Annotated in this window: 12 protein-coding genes; 10 read left to right on the top strand and 2 right to left on the bottom strand. The window is 34.1% G+C overall.

What is annotated here, in order from left to right; all coding sequences use genetic code 11:
* Positions 1-41: 41 nt before the first annotated feature.
* The 6 genes from Q5O30_RS08245 to ppk1 all read left to right on the top strand — a co-directional run bounded on the left by Q5O30_RS08245 (position 42) and on the right by ppk1 (position 10,146).
* Positions 42-2,324 (top strand): fibronectin type III domain-containing protein, encoded by a 2,283-nt coding sequence (locus Q5O30_RS08245; protein WP_021953277.1) that lies wholly within the window; start codon positions 42-44, stop codon positions 2,322-2,324.
* A 154-nt stretch (positions 2,325-2,478) separates the two neighbouring features.
* Complete coding sequence (locus Q5O30_RS08240) at positions 2,479-3,687, top strand: NADP-dependent isocitrate dehydrogenase (protein ID WP_021953276.1); 1,209 nt, start codon at positions 2,479-2,481, stop codon at positions 3,685-3,687.
* A gap of 33 nt (positions 3,688-3,720) precedes the next feature.
* The gene (locus tag Q5O30_RS08235; protein WP_021953275.1) at positions 3,721-4,872 is read left to right on the top strand and encodes a peptidase; all 1,152 of its coding nucleotides are present in this window, start codon (positions 3,721-3,723) and stop codon (positions 4,870-4,872) included.
* A gap of 98 nt (positions 4,873-4,970) precedes the next feature.
* Positions 4,971-6,704: an ABC transporter ATP-binding protein gene (locus Q5O30_RS08230; RefSeq protein ID WP_021953274.1), complete on the top strand. Its 1,734-nt coding sequence runs from the start codon at positions 4,971-4,973 to the stop codon at positions 6,702-6,704.
* Positions 6,705-6,853: 149 nt separating this feature from the next.
* Positions 6,854-7,927 carry a 6-phosphofructokinase gene (locus Q5O30_RS08225; protein WP_021953273.1) on the top strand — a complete coding sequence of 358 codons (1,074 nt, stop codon included), beginning with the start codon at positions 6,854-6,856 and terminating at the stop codon, positions 7,925-7,927.
* Positions 7,912-10,146, top strand: a complete 2,235-nt coding sequence (gene ppk1 / locus Q5O30_RS08220) for a polyphosphate kinase 1 (RefSeq protein WP_021953272.1) — start codon at positions 7,912-7,914, stop codon at positions 10,144-10,146. The genes Q5O30_RS08225 and ppk1 overlap by 16 nt, the downstream gene beginning before the upstream one ends.
* Positions 10,147-10,204: 58 nt before the next feature.
* On the opposite strand, the gene arcC is transcribed toward ppk1, so the two are convergent.
* Together arcC and abc-f are read right to left on the bottom strand one after the other, a co-directional pair.
* Complete coding sequence (gene arcC / locus Q5O30_RS08215; protein WP_021953271.1) at positions 10,205-11,137, bottom strand: carbamate kinase; 933 nt, start codon at positions 11,135-11,137, stop codon at positions 10,205-10,207.
* Between the two features lie 90 nt (positions 11,138-11,227).
* Positions 11,228-13,141 (bottom strand): ribosomal protection-like ABC-F family protein, encoded by a 1,914-nt coding sequence (abc-f, locus tag Q5O30_RS08210; RefSeq protein ID WP_021953270.1) that lies wholly within the window; start codon positions 13,139-13,141, stop codon positions 11,228-11,230.
* A 208-nt stretch (positions 13,142-13,349) separates the two neighbouring features.
* Between abc-f and Q5O30_RS08205 the strand changes: the two genes are divergently transcribed.
* The 4 genes from Q5O30_RS08205 to Q5O30_RS08190 form a co-directional block, all read left to right on the top strand.
* The gene (locus tag Q5O30_RS08205; protein ID WP_021953269.1) at positions 13,350-13,988 is read left to right on the top strand and encodes a redox-sensing transcriptional repressor Rex; all 639 of its coding nucleotides are present in this window, start codon (positions 13,350-13,352) and stop codon (positions 13,986-13,988) included.
* Between the two features lie 10 nt (positions 13,989-13,998).
* Positions 13,999-15,483: a bifunctional ADP-dependent NAD(P)H-hydrate dehydratase/NAD(P)H-hydrate epimerase gene (locus Q5O30_RS08200; protein ID WP_021953268.1), complete on the top strand. Its 1,485-nt coding sequence runs from the start codon at positions 13,999-14,001 to the stop codon at positions 15,481-15,483.
* Positions 15,484-15,497: 14 nt separating this feature from the next.
* Entirely contained in the window at positions 15,498-16,682 is a 1,185-nt protein-coding gene (gene alr, locus Q5O30_RS08195; RefSeq protein ID WP_021953267.1) for an alanine racemase, read from the top strand.
* A gap of 97 nt (positions 16,683-16,779) precedes the next feature.
* A partial coding sequence (locus Q5O30_RS08190) for a type II toxin-antitoxin system PemK/MazF family toxin (RefSeq protein WP_302674670.1) occupies positions 16,780-16,915 on the top strand: 136 nt, incomplete at its 3' end.

Below are 16,915 nucleotides of genomic sequence, written 5' to 3'. Positions count from 1 at the left end.
ATTAGAGAGATAAAAAGATACAAAAAAGAGGGAGATTTCAAATGAAAGAAAATTTAAAAGAAAAAATGAAAAAAGTTGGGGCGGTTTTATTGGCTTCAACCATGTTAGTAGGAATGATACCTGTGGGGGCAGTACAGACTTCTGCTGCAACGGCAAAAAAGGCATATAACGTAGTGGTTAAGCCTAAGCTGTCATACGACATGGTTGATGGAATGTATGGCAACTCCATAATTGTGGGAAAAAGCAAAAATGATATGGATTTATGGGGATTGGTTGACAAGAATGGAAAAGTAATCATTCCGTGTTCTTATGTAAGTGCACAGGTTTTTAACGGAAAAGTAGTTTTACTATGTGATAAAAATTCACAGTGGAGCATAAGAAATTTAAATGGAAAACTTATTAAAAAACTTTCAAAAGAATACGATTATTCAGAAGAACAGAATGGACAAATTATTCTTGGATTTTATGATGGCACATATGATTTAATTGATTATAATGGAAAAATAACAAAAGAAAATCAGACAATAAATGAAGATTCATTGGGTTATAAGGGAAAGGAAAAATTCGATAATTTATGTTTACTTCAGGATAAGAAGCACTATTTGGGATGTAAATATTTAGATGGCTCTGAAGAAGACGGATATACCAGATTCTATTACAAAATGGTAGAGGCAGATGGAACTGTTGTTGCAGATATGGGAACAGGTTCTTATTGGGAGCAGATAAATAAAGATATTATACAGGTTGATACAATTTCAGAAAATGATGATAATATATCACAATATAAGACTTTATGGGTAAATATGGATGGAAAGATTGTAAGTGATGTAAATAATAGAGAATATTACAACAACGAAGTAAATAGTTCATCGTTGGAATTGTATAATAACAACGAGTATGTAAGATATAGTTTCCCATCATTAAGTGTTGAAAAGAAAATCACATTAGCAAATGGCAGTGAAACTATTTCTAAGGTATCATTGATAAATGAAAAAATATATTATAAGGCTAATAATCAGTGGTATTTTGTTGATAAAAATACAGGGAAAAGGCAGAAATCTTCAATTTCAGACAGCGTTGAAGAAATTCATAAAGTAAACGCTTCAACAATTATTACTTATCAACAGGGTAGGCTTACAGGAAATGTTACCATTATGGATTCTGGTGAGAAAATAAAGAAACAGTTTGATTATAATAGTGATTACGTTTATTGCACAGAAGACGGAAATAATGTAATAGTAAAATATAATAAAGAGAATGGTAATGAAGCAGCAGATATAATTAATACATATTCATTAACAAAAATATTGACAGGATACGAAGACGTTGATGTGTCAGATGCAGACTATTATTCAGCATACAAAAATGGAAAGCTATATTTAGTTTCAAAAGATGGAAAAAATACATCAGAAATTGGAGAGGGAGCATATTGTTATATTTATTCATATGATGAATACAAGGAGTTAAATCTGCTTAAAATAGATGTTTTTTCTAATAGAGGTGTATGGAAGAATACTTATTTATTTGACTATAATGGAAAGAAAGTTACTTCATTGCCGTATAATTCGTCTATTGTCCCGGTGGCATTTGAAAAAGATGCATTTTTGGTGAAGGTTTATAATAACGACTATCAGATTACATCTAGTTATGTAATTACGAAAAATGGTAAGAAAACTATTTCAGGAACAATGTGTTCTTATGAATCAGATAGTTTGGGAAAAATCAAAAAACTGGCAATTAGGGATAAAAATAAAAATTGGAAATTATACTGTGGAGAAGGTAAAAAAGCATATAGCTTTGGAAAACATGGTTATTTAGAATTTGATGGAAATATAGCATATGGTTATGAAATCAGAAATGGAAAAGATTGTAATTATGAAGTAATGTCTGCTACAGATGGAACTGTGATTTTTAAAAAAGGTCAAATTCAAAGTATCAGTAAGTCAACAAATAATTTAAATCCAGTGAAGATAGATGGGAAATGGGGCATTTATAAGTTTAATAAATGGACATCAGCAGACCAAAAGAGGATGAAGAATGTTCCTCCTGCAAAAACAACATTGCAAAAAGTAAAAGCAGGAAAGAAAAAAGCAACAGTTTCCTTTAAAAAGGTTAGTGATGCTGATGGATATTTGATACAGTATTCTTTAAAGAAAAACTTTAAGGGAGCTAAGAGTAAGTATGTTACAAAAACAAAAGCAACCCTTAGCAGATTAAAGGCTGATAAAAAGTATTTCTTTAGGGTAAAGTCTTACAAAAAAAACGGTAGTAAAAAAGTAACTGCAAAAAAATGGAGTAATGTTAAATCTGCAAAAATTAAGTAGATAAGTTATAATTGATGGTAATATTTACAAAGTGTCCCTGAAAAAGGGGCAATCTGTTTTTGAGAAAAGGTCATTTACCACTTTTTGGTTTACTTTCCTTTGGAATTTAGATATAATCTACAAGGATACTACAAAATCTTAGGAGGAAACAGAAATGGATAAAATTAAAATGACTACTCCCCTTGTTGAAATGGATGGGGACGAGATGACAAGAATTCTTTGGAAACTTATCAAAGACGAATTATTATTACCTTTTGTTGATTTAAAAACAGAGTATTATGATTTGGGACTTGATTACAGAAATAAAACTAATGATCAGGTTACTTTTGATTCAGCAGAAGCTACAAAGAAATACGGTGTAGCCGTAAAGTGTGCAACAATCACACCTAATGCTGCAAGAATGCCTGAATATAACTTAAAGGAAATGTGGAAAAGCCCTAATGGAACAATCAGGGCAATTCTTGATGGAACAGTATTTAGAGCACCTATTATTGTTAAGGGTATCGAGCCATATGTAAAAAATTGGACAAAGCCTATTACAATAGCAAGACATGCCTATGGTGATGTTTATAAGGGTGTTGAAATGAAAATTCCAGCAGCCGGAAAGACAGAACTTGTTTACACTAATGAAGCAGGAGAGGAAACAAGAGAATTAATTCACGAATTTGACGGACCGGGAATTATTCAGGGTATGCATAACATAAATAAATCAATAGAAAGTTTTGCAAGAAGCTGCTTTAATTTCGCTCTTGATACAAAACAGGATTTATGGTTTGCTACAAAGGACACTATTTCAAAGAAATATGACCATACATTTAAGGATATTTTTGCAGATATTTTTGAAAATGAATATAAGGAAAAATTTGATGAAGCAGGAATCGAGTATTTCTACACACTTATTGACGATGCAGTTGCCCGTGTAATGAGATCAGAAGGTGGATATATCTGGGCTTGTAAGAACTATGATGGTGATGTTATGTCAGATATGGTTGCTACAGCATTTGGTTCATTATCAATGATGACATCAGTGCTTGCTTCACCTAACGGATATTATGAATATGAAGCTGCTCATGGAACAGTACAGAGACATTACTATAAGTATTTAAAGGGAGAAGAAACATCAACTAACCCGATTGCAACTATTTTTGCATGGACAGGTGCTCTTAGAAAGAGAGGAGAACTTGATAATCTTACTGAACTTATGGCATTTGCAGATAAGCTTGAAAAGGCTTGTATTGATACAATTGAAAATGGAGAAATGACAGGAGATTTATATCTTATTTCAACATTGGAAAATAAGAAAAAACTTAATACGGAGGAATTTATATTAGCAATTCGTAAAACTTTAGAAGGGCTGATGTAATCTCAATATATAATATTAGAAGGAGATTAAGAGATGAAGAAAATTATGAAAGGGTTAGTATTAGTTGCTTCATTAGCTGTAATGATGTTTGCCATGTCATTTGCAGTATTGGCAGTTGATACTATTACACCAACCAAGTCAGTAACAGGTAGTGAAAAGAGTGCAACGAAAACTTATACTTTTACACAAAATGATAAGTTTCCGGGACAGAAAAGTGATCAGGGCTTAGTAATTCCGGTTAATATTTCAGAGCCGGGAGCTCTTGAGTTAAATATTAATGTTGTCAGACTGGATAAAAATATGACAGTAGAAATTTATACTGATGCTCAGTGCACTAACAGAATAACAGGTTTTTTCAAGTATCTTACAGTAGGTGAGGTTAATGCTAAAGGGTATGTTGCTTTAAGTAACAGGGGAACATATTACATTAGATTAGAATCATCAGTATATGATGACAGCGTGTATACTAACACAGTTAATATTTCCACTCGTTTATATTTAAGAGGAGAAAGAAATATTAAGTCAGGTCAGACAATTACTTACTACAGAAACAGTGGAAGTGATGAATACTTATTTAAATATAAGGCTGAAAAAACAGGAAAGGTTACAGTAAGTTTTTCCTACGAACATGGAAGTTATCTTACATTGTTAAACTCAAAGAAGAAGGCTTTGTCAGATGAAGAATGGGTATTATCAGGATATAACTTTAATAAGTTTACTTTCGCAGTAAAGAAGGGTGTTACTTATTACTTTAAAGTTAAGTCAAATGGCACCAGTGGTAATACGGCAGCCGGAAATGGTAACTTACATACAATTAATGTAAAGAACACAGCTGTTAAAGCAAAGGCAGGAAGCAGTAGAAAGAAAGCTGTTACTATTAAGTATAATAAGACAGCTAAGGGATTAATTACTGCCGGTGATAAATCTGCCAAGTGGTATAAGATAGCTCTCAAAAAGGGAAAGAAGCCTGCTTTTATACTTCAGGGAGATTTAACAGGAAGCGTTAAAATTCAGATTATAAATAAGAGTGGAAAAGTTATTTCAAGTAGCACATGGAGTGGATCAAAGTCACAATATAACTCATGGGGTAACTGGAAAAAAGGTACATATTATATTAAAGTGTCAAGAGCTAACTCATTATCAAGCGGATACTTTACTATAAAGAATAAACAGGCTAAGAAATAAATTTACACAATTTAGTTTAAAGACCTTCGGCAATGCCGGAGGTCTTTAGTATAAACAAAACTATTATCCAAATTAACAAAGAAATCAGGAGCAAAATAATGAGAGAGACATTAAAAAAGATGATATCATACTACAAGCCATATAAAGGAGTGTTTTTCACGGATATGTTTTTTGCAATTATGGCATCAGCAGTAGCACTTGTGATACCTTTGGTTGTAAGGTATGTTACATCAACTGTTATTTATATGGATAGGGATAAAGCAATGAAAACTCTTGTAATTATTGCCGTAGTAGTTACACTGCTTATATTGTTTCAATGCTATTGTAATTATTATATTTCAAATTACGGACATGTTATGGGAGCAAGAATTGAATATGATATGAGAGCAGAAATATTTGCACATTTTCAAAAGATGCCTTTTTCTTTTTATGATGACCAAAAGGTAGGACAGTTAATGTCCAGAATAACATCAGATTTATTTGAGATAACGGAGCTTTTGCATCATGGACCGGAAAATATAACTATTTCAGTAATAAAAATAATAGGTGCTCTCATTATTTTAATGAGTATAAACGTAAAACTTGCCTTTGCAGCCTTTGTGCTGATTCCTTTTATGATTATGTATGCATACTTTTTCAACAAAAGAATGAAAAGGGCATTTAGGGAAAATCGTGTAAAAATTGCTGCTATAAATGAACAGATAGAGGATAATCTATCAGGAATAAGAGTGGTTAAATCTTTTGCCAATGAAGATATAGAAAATGAAAAGTTTAAAGTGGGAAATGATGCATTTTTAGACGCAAAGAAAAACAGTTATCATTACATGGGCGGATACAATTCAGGACTTACAGCTTTTAATACAATGATAAACCTTATTGTAATTGTATCAGGTGGAATTATGATTACTAGAAATGCCGTAAGTATAACAGATTTACTGACCTTTTTACTTTATATTAACATTTTTACTGACCCGGTGAAAACATTAATTGATTTTACGGAACAGTTTCAAAACGGATATTCAGGATATGAGAGATTTCAGCAAATATTACAGTTAGAACCGGAAATCAGGGACAGGGAAGATGCTATAGAATTGAAAAATGTTAAAGGAAATATTTCTTTTGACAATGTTTCCTTTAGATATAATGATAATGCGCACAGAGTTTTAAAACATATTAATTTAGATATAAATGCAGGGGAATATGTAGCTTTAGTAGGTTCCTCCGGTGCGGGAAAATCAACCTTATGTAATCTTATACCAAGATTTTATGAAGTGTCTGACGGTAAAATTTCCGTTGACGGGCAGGATATCAGAAACATAAAACTTAACAGTTTGAGAAAAAACATAGGAATGGTACAGCAGGATGTGTATCTTTTTGCCGGAACTATATTTGACAATATAAAATATGGCAGACCTGATGCCACTAAGGAAGAAGTAATAGAGGCCGCAAAGGAGGCAAATGCCTACGACTTTATAATGTCTCTCCCAAAGGGATTTGATACGGATATTGGTCAAAGGGGAATAAAATTATCAGGAGGACAGAAGCAGCGTTTATCCATAGCAAGAGTATTCCTTAAAAATCCACCTATTTTGATTTTTGATGAGGCAACATCCGCATTAGATAACGAAAGTGAAAAAATCGTTCAGAAATCAATGGAAAAATTAGCCAAAAACCGTACAACTTTAGTTATTGCCCACAGACTTTCAACTATTAGAAATGCTAAAAAAATACTGGTTTTAACTGAAAATGGAATAGAGGAACAGGGAACCCATGAAGAATTAATGGAGAAACAGGGAATATATTATGATTTGTATAAACTCACAAAGCTTTAAAAGTGTAATTAAAAACTTTACACAAATATATGATATAATTTATATAGATTTTATAAAAACGTGGTAATATACAGTGTATTTGGGAAAGATAGTAATAAGATTTCGCTTAATGCACGGAATAAAAATAATGTATTAAGGAGGACTTATCAATGAAAATAGGTTTTTTAACAAGTGGAGGCGATTGTCAGGCATTAAATGCAGCAATGAGAGGTACGGCAAAGTACCTGTATGAAAAGGAAAGAAATAAAGTTGAGTTTTATGGTTTCCTAGACGGATATAAAGGTCTTATAAGGGGCAATTATAAAAAAATGAAGATTGACGACTTTGAAGATATTTTAAATTTAGGAGGTTCTGTTATTGGAAACTCCAGAACACCTTTTAAGCTGATTAATGAGCCGGACGAAGAAGGACGTGACAAGGTTAAGTCAATGATTGACACTTATAAGAAAACAGGTCTTGACTGTTTAGTGGTTGCAGGAGGAAACGGTTCCCACAAAACAGCAAATCTTTTATTTGAAAAGGGGTTAAATGTGGTTACACTTCCTAAAACTATTGACAATGACTTAGAGGGAATTGATGTAAGTTTTGGATTTCAGTCAGCTATTGATGTGGCAACAGATTATATTGACAAACTTCAGTCAACTGCAAAATCCCACGGAAGGGTGTTTGTGGTAGAAGTAATGGGACACAAAACAGGATGGCTTACGCTTCACGCAGGAATTGCTTCAAACTCAGATATTATATTAATACCTGAAATTCCTTACGATATTAATGCAGTAGTAAAAGATATTGAAGAAAAGGAAAAAAGAGGTAAGAAATATATAATTATTGCGGCAGCGGAAGGAATTATTTCAAAAGAAGAAAGCCTGCTTACAAAGAAAGAATTGAAGAAAAAACGTAAAGAGGGAGGAAACCTGATAGCAGCGGAAAGACTGGCAAGGGAACTTGAACCATATGTTGACAAAGAAATCAGAACTGCTTCAATAGGTCACATTCAAAGAGGTGGCAATCCATGTGCTTATGACAGAGTATTGGCTACAAGGCTGGGAGTTATGGCAGGAGAATTAATTGAAAATAAAAAATATGGTTATATGGCAACCTTTGTGGATAATAAAATATCAAGTGTTCCATTAAGTGATGTTGCCGGTAAAACTAAGATGGTTAATATTGATAATCAACTTGTGCTACAGGCAAAAAAATTAGGAATATGTTTAGGAGAATAGCCGGTGCAATAGTTTTGACTATAGGTAAGGCACTTAAGTTTAAGAAGGAAGAGAGGGTTATGGAAGAGAGAGTTTCACAGGAAATAAAAAAAGAGGAAAAAATGGAAGTTAAGGATAATAAGTACAATATGGCAAAAAGCAAAAAGCACGGCAATAAGCCAAAGTTCAAGAAGAAACCTTATTATGATAATAGGGAGTTATCCTGGCTTAAATTTAATAAACGTGTGTTAGAAGAAGCAGCTGACAAGAGGGTTCCTCTTTGTGAAAGGCTGTCCTTTGCCAATATTTTCATTAGTAATTTAGATGAGTTTTATATGGTAAGAGTGGGTTCAATTTATGATCAGATGCTTTTAGATAACACTATTAAGGAAAACAAGACACAAATGGTGGCAAGTGAACAGCTAGAGCATATTTTTAAACACACCAAAAATCTTCTTAAAATTAAAGACGATGTATATGAGGAATTAATGAAGGAAATTAAAACGCAGGGAGTTGAACTTATTAGTTTTAAGGAAATTTCAGATGAAGATGCCGCATACTTAGAGAAGTATTTTTACAGCACTGTTATGCCTCTTCTTTCACCACAGGTGGTGGGAAAGAAACAGCCGTTCCCGTTCCTTAATAACAGGGAAATATATGCTGTGGCTCTTCTTGGCTCAAAAAGTAATGAAAAGTTATGTATTGTGCCTTGCAGCAATGGAGTGTTTAACCGATTGGTACAGATTCCATCAAGCAAAAATAAATATATGTTGGTGGAAGAACTGATTCTTCATTTTATGCCGAAGATTTTTGAAAAATATACAGTTAAAAGTAAGTCTTTAATTAGAATTATAAGAAATGCTGATATTGACATAGATGATCAGCAGTTTGATGATGACGCACTGGATTACAGGGACTCCATGGAGGAACTTATAAAGGTAAGAAGGAGACTTTGCCCTGTAAAATTAGAGTATTCAAGGATGCTGGATGAAAAGGTTATTAAGTCACTGTGCAGGGAACTTGACTTAAGCATGGATCAGACGTTTTATTCAGAGTCTCCGTTAGAGCTTTCTTTTGTATCTAAAATACAGGATGTTTTAAGAAATAAAAAGGAATTATTCTTTAACAGAAGGGTTCCTCAGCTGTCAGCTAATATTGATGAATCCCGTCCGATGATTGCCCAGATAGAAGAGAAGGATATTTTGTTAAGCTATCCCTTTGAAAGCATTAATTCATTTTTGAGACTATTAAAGGAAGCAGCTTATGATAAAAGGGTTGTGTCCATAAAAATGACTTTGTATAGGGTAGCAAAGGATTCCAGAGTAGTGGAAACGCTGATTGAAGCTGCTGAAAATGGAAAAGAAGTAGTGGTAATGGTGGAACTTAGAGCGAGATTTGATGAGCAGAATAATATTGAATGGTCAAGACGAATGGAAGAGGCAGGTTGCCGTATTATATATGGAATTGACCATACAAAGGTACATTCAAAAATATGCCTTATTTCCTACAGCGAAGAGGGACACATAAAGCATGTAAGTCAGATTGGCACAGGTAATTACAACGAGAAAACTTCAAAGCTATATACAGATTTGTCTCTTATGACTTCAAATGAACAGATAGCCCAGGAGGTTTCTGAAACATTTAACAAAATTTGTATGGCTCAGGTTATGGAACAGACAAATCATCTCCTTGTGGCACCAAAATGTCTTCAGAATAAGGTTATTCAAATGATAGAAGATGAGATTAATCATGTAAAAAATGGTGGCGAAGGCTACATAGGACTTAAACTTAATTCATTAACTGACAAGAAGATAATGGAAAAGTTAGTTGAGGCATCCCAGGCAGGGGTTAAAATTGACATGGTTATTCGTGGAATATGTTGTCTTGTGGCAGGAGTTAAGGGATATACAGAAAATATCCGGGTAATTAGTATTGTGGGAAGATATTTAGAGCATTCCAGAATTTATATTTTCGGAACAAAGGACAGAGATAAAATTTTTATTTCTTCAGCGGACTTTATGACAAGAAATACTGTGAGAAGAGTAGAAGTGGCAGCACCGGTTTATGATGAAAATATAAAGAACAGGATTAGACATATTTTTGATATTATGTTAAAAGATAATATTAAGGCAAGGTATATGGACAATGAAGGTGTTTATCACAAAGTAGAAAATGATGATGAACCAATTAATTCCCAGGAGTTTTTCTTTCAGGAAGCCTATGACGCGTTAAAGAGATAAACATAAAAAAACGGTTGAATTTCAGAAATTATGATTTCAACCGTTTTTTATAACAAGATTATTTGATGATGGTACCGATGTTTTCCCTGATACCATCTTTGGCTTTACTTAAGTTAGTAATAATGGCTTTTCTGTCATTACCTGCTAAAACAAATGAAAGTGAAGCATCAATCTTAGGAAGTGATGTAACAGGATCAAAGTATCCAGCATCAATAAGCTCCTTAGCCTCATCTGTAGAAATGTTCTTTAATGTTTCAGTAGCACCCTCCTTTTCAATAGTCATATAATCATTAGATGTAAGAATCATGAGGGTAGAAGCATCAAGCATATCTGCAAGCTTTGCAGCTGTGTAATCCTTCTCTATAATTCCACTGGCACCTTTAAGACCTGTACGCTGCTGTAATACAGGAATACCGCCACCACCTGCAGCAATAACTAACTGATGGGCATCAACTAAAGCCTTAATGGCATCAATTTCATATATGTCAATTGGCTTTGGACTGGCAATTATTCTTCTGTAACCATCCTCGCCTTCTTCGTATTCTACATAATTTCCCTTTTTCTTTTCATTTTCAGCTTCTTCCTTTGTCATAAGACGTCCGATAACCTTTGAAGGAGCATTAAATGCACGGTCAAAAGGATCAACTCTGACCTGAGTAATAATGGTACTTACAGGTTTGTAAATTCCTCTTGATAAAAGTTCAGTTCTAATGGCATTTTGTAAGTCAAATCCTATGTATCCCTGACTCATGGCACCACATATAGACATAGGTGCAACAGTTCTGTCCGGGTCAAGTCTTGAATACTCAGTCATAGCTGTCTGAATCATTCCAACCTGAGGTCCGTTACTATGAGTAATAATAACTTCATATTTTTCTTCTACTAAGTCTGCAATAGCCTTAGCAGCTAATTTAACACGCTCCTGCTGCTTAGGAAATGACTCGCTAAAGGCATTTCTTCCAAGAGCGACTACAACTTTTCTATTCTCCATAATGATAGTCTCCTTAAATGTAAAATGATATATCTAGTATAGAATAAAACAGCCTAAAATACAATAAATAACCTTGATAAAATCAAATAATTAAAGCTGGTCTGACAACTCTTCCCACTGTAACATTAAATCATCAAGCTTCTTACTGATATCGTTTTGTTCCTTACTGATTTCGTTTAATTTAGCTGAATTGGTAGATACGGAAGGATCCTCAAGCATTTCATCTAATTCATTTAATCTGTCTTCATATTTTTTTATTTTCTCTTCAACTTTAGAAATGTCATTTTTCAATTTTCTAATCCTTGCGGCTTCAGCCTTCCTTTCTAAATAATCAAGTTTATTATCTGAAACAGTTTTTGCTTCCTTTTCCTTGACAATTTCCGGGGCGAAGGTAGCAGTAAGCTGTTCTTTTTTTTCTTCATAGTAATCGTAATTACCAAGGTAATTAATTAATTTAGTATGAGTTAGTTCCAAAATACGGCTTGCAGTACGGTTAATAAAATAACGGTCATGGGACACATAAAATACTGTACCGGTGTAGCTGTTTATGGCATTTTCCAAAATCTCCTTTGAAGTCATATCCAGGTGGTTGGTAGGTTCATCCAAAATAATTAAGTTAGCCTCTGAAAGCATAAGCTTTGCCAGAGATAAACGACCTTTTTCGCCACCGCTTAAATCGGAAACTAATTTAAAAACGTCATCACCCGTAAACATAAATGCAGCTAAGGTGTTTCTGATTTTGGTATTAGTCATATCAGGATAGGCATCTGCAATTTCCTCAAACAGTGTATTGCTGTCAGTAAGGTTATGCTGTTCCTGGTCATAATAACCGATATGCACGTTAGTACCTAACTTTACCATACCGCTATCGGCAGAAATAATATTATTGATGATTTTTAATATAGTAGTTTTACCTGTACCGTTATCACCAATTAAGGCAACATGCTCGCCACGTTTGATTTCAAAATTAATATCCTTAAAAAGCAGTGTGTTGTAAGACTTAGAAAGGTTTTGAACAGTTAAAACGTCATTTCCACTTACACAGTCAGGTTCAAGGGTAATATTCATGGCAGCATTTAATTCTTCGGGCTTATCCACTAATTCAATTTTATCTAAAGCCTTCTCACGGCTTTCAGCACGTTTGTAAAACTTTTCCTGTTTATAAGAGCGAAGTTTGGCAATAACTTCTTCCTGATGTTTAATTTCACTTTGCTGTTTAAGGTAAAGATTAAGCTGCACCTCTCTAAGCTGTTTTTTCTTTTCAGCAAAGGCGGAGTAATTGCCATCATAAATATGACACTTATGATTTTCAATTTCAATGACCTTAGTTACGATTCTGTCAAGAAAATATCTGTCATGGGCTATAATAAGTACCGCACCTTTATAGTTTAAAAGATAATTTTCCAGCCATTTAATGGAATTTAAATCCAAATGGTTAGTAGGTTCGTCTAACATTATAATGTCAGGCTTTCCTAAAAGGAGTTTACAAAGGGCAACTCTGGTTTTCTGTCCTCCGGATAATTTCCCCACTTCTTTATTAAAATCATCAGAAGTAAATCCTAAACCTTTAATGACACCTTCAATTTCGCTTTTGTATGAATAACCATCTAACATTTGAAAGCGATGTTCAAGATTAGTATAGTCTTCAATAAGTTTTTGAAGGGCAGAACCTGACAGGTTAGCCATCTCCCTTTCATATCCCATAAGGCGCTGTTCCATGTTAATTATGTCCTGCTTAACGGATTTTACTTCTTCATATATGGAATTAGTGGAGCTTAAATCCTGATACTGGGCAAGATAACCGATGGTTTTATCCTTGCCAATGGTAACATTTCCATTATCAGCGCTAAGTTCCCCTATTAGAATTTTCATTATGGTTGACTTGCCGGCACCGTTATTTCCCACAATGGCTGCTTTTTCATTATCATTAATAAAGAAAGAGCAGTCATCTAAAATAGTGTCAACACCATAAGATTTTGATATATGATTACATGATAATATCATTTGTTTTCTCCTGTAAAAGTAAATTTTCCTGGAAAACAGTTTACCATAAATAAGCATATTTTTAAACTATATGTTTATAAATCCCATCAACTTTAATATAGGCTGAAATTATGAGAAAATCCCAAAAATAAAAGAATGATAAATATTTGACAATGTTTCCCTATGTACTTATAATTAAACATTAGAGAAAAAAGAATGAGGAGTTAGCATGAATAAAATATCAAAAGCAGTTGTTTCAAGGCTGCCTCGTTATTATAGATATTTAGATGAACTAAGACAGGAAAATATTGAGCGTATATCTTCAAAAGAGTTAAGTAAAAGAATGAATGTTACAGCATCCCAGATAAGACAGGATTTAAACAATTTTGGCGGATTCGGACAGCAGGGATACGGCTATAATGTTCAGTATTTATATGAAGAAATCGGAAAGCTTTTAGGACTTAACGTAACACATAAAATGGTTATTGTAGGTGCAGGAAATTTAGGTCAGGCAATTGCCAATTATGGCAATTTCAGAAACAGGGGATTTGAGATTACTGCGTTATTTGATAAGAATCCTGAACTGATAGGTAAAGACACAGCAGGCGGTAAGGTTTTGGACATTAAATACTTATACGATTATGTTAAGGAAAATAATGTGGAAATTGTGGCACTTACATTACCTAAGGAACCGGCACAGAAAATAGCTGAGAAACTGGTAGAGTGTGGCATAAAGGCATTTTGGAATTTTGCCCATACGGATTTAGGAGTTTCGGGAGACATTATTGTTGAAAATGTCCATCTGTCAGAGAGCCTTATGAAGCTTACATATAGAATTTCAGAAAAAAACAATAGTTTAAACAAATAGGAGCATACTCATGGAGAATATCGTTAAAGGCACGGATATGAAGAAAATAGACAGCTATACGATAAATGAGATTGGAATACCATCATTGGTTTTGATGGAAAGAGCAGCAAAAAGTGTAGCTGATTTAATTGACAAAAATGAAAGAAAACAAAAAAATAATATAACAATACAGGTTATTGCAGGCATTGGTAACAATGGGGCAGATGGTGTTGCTATAGGCAGGATGTTGTATCTTTTAGGATATAACATCTGTATTTTTGTTATAGGAGATAAGGAAAAGGCAACAGAGGAATTTAAAACCCAGTTAAGTATTGTGGAAAAAATAGGAGTTCCTGTGGTATCTAGTGTTATAGATGCCGATGTGGTAGTTGATGCTTTATTTGGAATAGGTTTATCAAGGGACATTACAGGTACATACGAACAGCTTATTTCGGAAATAAATAAAATGAAAAATATTATTTATGCCGTTGATATTCCATCAGGAATTAACGGAGATACCGGTGAAGTTATGGGATGTGCCATAAAAGCCAATTATACTGTAACTTTCGGTTGTCACAAAATAGGCACGGTATTATATCCGGGAGCTGATTACTGCGGACAGGTAGAGGTGTCAGACATTGGTTATCCGGTACAGTCTTACAATGAGGCTTCGGAAATATTAGAATATGCCGGTGTGGATGATTTGAAAATGATTCCAAAGAGAGCTAATTATTCTAATAAAGGAACATTTGGAAAAATCCTGATAGTGGCAGGCAGCAGGGATATTTCAGGAGCCGCTGTTTTGTGTGCTAAGGCTGCCTTTAGGGCAGGAGCAGGACTTGTAAGAATTTTTACCCACGAAAATAACAGGGATATTATTGCAAAATTAATTCCTGAGGCTATGATTAATACATACAACACAGAAAAATTTGACAAAAAAGCCTTTGAAGCATGTTTAAACTGGTGTGACGTTGTGGCTGTGGGGCCGGGAATAGGAATAGGAACCATACAGCAGATGATTGTGGAGCAGGTAATTGAGTCAAAAATCCCGGCAGTTATTGATGCTGACGGAATAAACAATATTGCTGCAGATGAAAGGGTTAAAAAGAACTTTCATAAGAAATTAATTTTAACTCCTCATTTAGGAGAAATGAGCAGACTTATAAATAAACCTGTTAAGGAAATTGCAGAAAACCTTATTTATTATGCCAAAGAGCTTAATTACAGGTACGGTGCCAATGTGGTTTTAAAGGATGCAAGAACCGTTATTGCAACTGACGGACAGATTTACATTAATCTTTCGGGAAATAATGGAATGGCAACGGCAGGAAGTGGTGATGCCCTTACAGGTATAATATCAGCCCTTATAGGTATAGGCTGTGATTTTGAAAAGGCAGCGGTAATGGGACCTTACGTTCACGGATTAGCAGGTGATATGGCAGCCCATAAAGTATCAAAAACAGGTCTTATGGCTACAGATATTATTGAAGAAATAAAAAGTGTAATTACAGATTAACAGGAAGTGAAATTATGGAAATTGACAAGTATTTTAGAGGTTATGCAACAGTTGACTTAGATATGATTCATAAAAATGTAGAGATTATGAAGGAAAGATTAAATGAAAATACAGGAATAGTTGCAGTAATAAAAACAGATGGTTACGGACATGGGGCAGTACCTATTGCTAAGGATTTAGATGATATATGTTACGGATATGCCGTAGCTACGGCTTACGAGGGCCATAACCTTAGAAGACATGGCATAGATAAGCCAATTTTTATACTGGGATATACCCAGGAATGTACTTACGATATGGTGATAGAAGAAGATATGTTACCTCCCGTGTTTACATTGGATATGGCAAAGGTTATGTCACAACATGCAGTTAATCTTAACAAAGTATTAAAAATAAATATTGCTGTAGATACAGGTATGAGCAGAATAGGATACATACCGTCTAATGAAGCTGCAGAGGAAATTGTGGAAATCAGTAAGCTGCCAAATATAAAAATTGAGTCAATATTTACCCATTTTGCCAAGGCGGATTATAAAGACAAATCCTTTGCAGATAAGCAGTTTGAAGAATTTTTAAACTTTGTTAATCTGGTGGAAGAAAAAGGGGTTAAAATTCCTATACATCAGTGTGCTAACAGTGCGGCAATGATGGAAATGAAAAAAACATCCCTTAGTCTGTCAAGAGCCGGAATTTCAATGTATGGCTTGTATCCATCAGATGAAATGGATAAGGACAATATGAAATTGTATCCTGCCATGGCAATTTACAGCCACGTTGTTTACGTTAAAAATATCGAAAAAGGACGGGGAATAAGCTATGGTCAGACCTATATTGCAAAGGATGACATGAAAATAGCTACTATTCCTTTAGGATACGGAGACGGATATCCACGTAATTTAAGCAATAAAGGCTATGTTCTTATTAATGGAAAACGCGCTAATATTGTAGGGCGCGTGTGCATGGATCAGTTTATGGTAGATGTTACGGGAATGGACGTAAAAGTAGGAGATTTGGTTACATTAGCAGGAACTGATGGAAGCGAGGAAATCAAAATAGATGATTTAGCGGAACTTGCAGGAACTTTTAATTATGAATTTGTATGTGATTTAGGTAAAAGGGTTCCAAGGGTGTATTTAAAAAACGGTAAGGTAATTGGCACGAAAGACTACTTCACAGATGATTATGAAATAGATTTGTAAGGCCGGGGATTAAATTTAAAATAATCTTTTGAATACACATTCCAAAATGTGGAATACTATAACTAGTAAGACATTAGATGATTTGGAGTGTGAAAAAATGGTAATAAGAAGAGGGGATATTTTCTATGCCGACCTAAGACCGGTAATCGGGTCTGAACAGGGAGGAGTCAGACCTGTTTTAATAATTCAAAATGACACCGGAAACAGGCATAGTCCCACGGTGATTGTGGCAG

Source organism: Eubacterium sp. CAG:161 (genome assembly GCF_000432355.1).
GTDB classification, from domain to species: Bacteria; Bacillota; Clostridia; order Lachnospirales; family Lachnospiraceae; genus Eubacterium_G; species Eubacterium_G segne.
The sequence above is the reverse complement of the archived record's forward strand: the minus strand, read 5'-3'. Positions and strand labels throughout refer to the sequence as shown.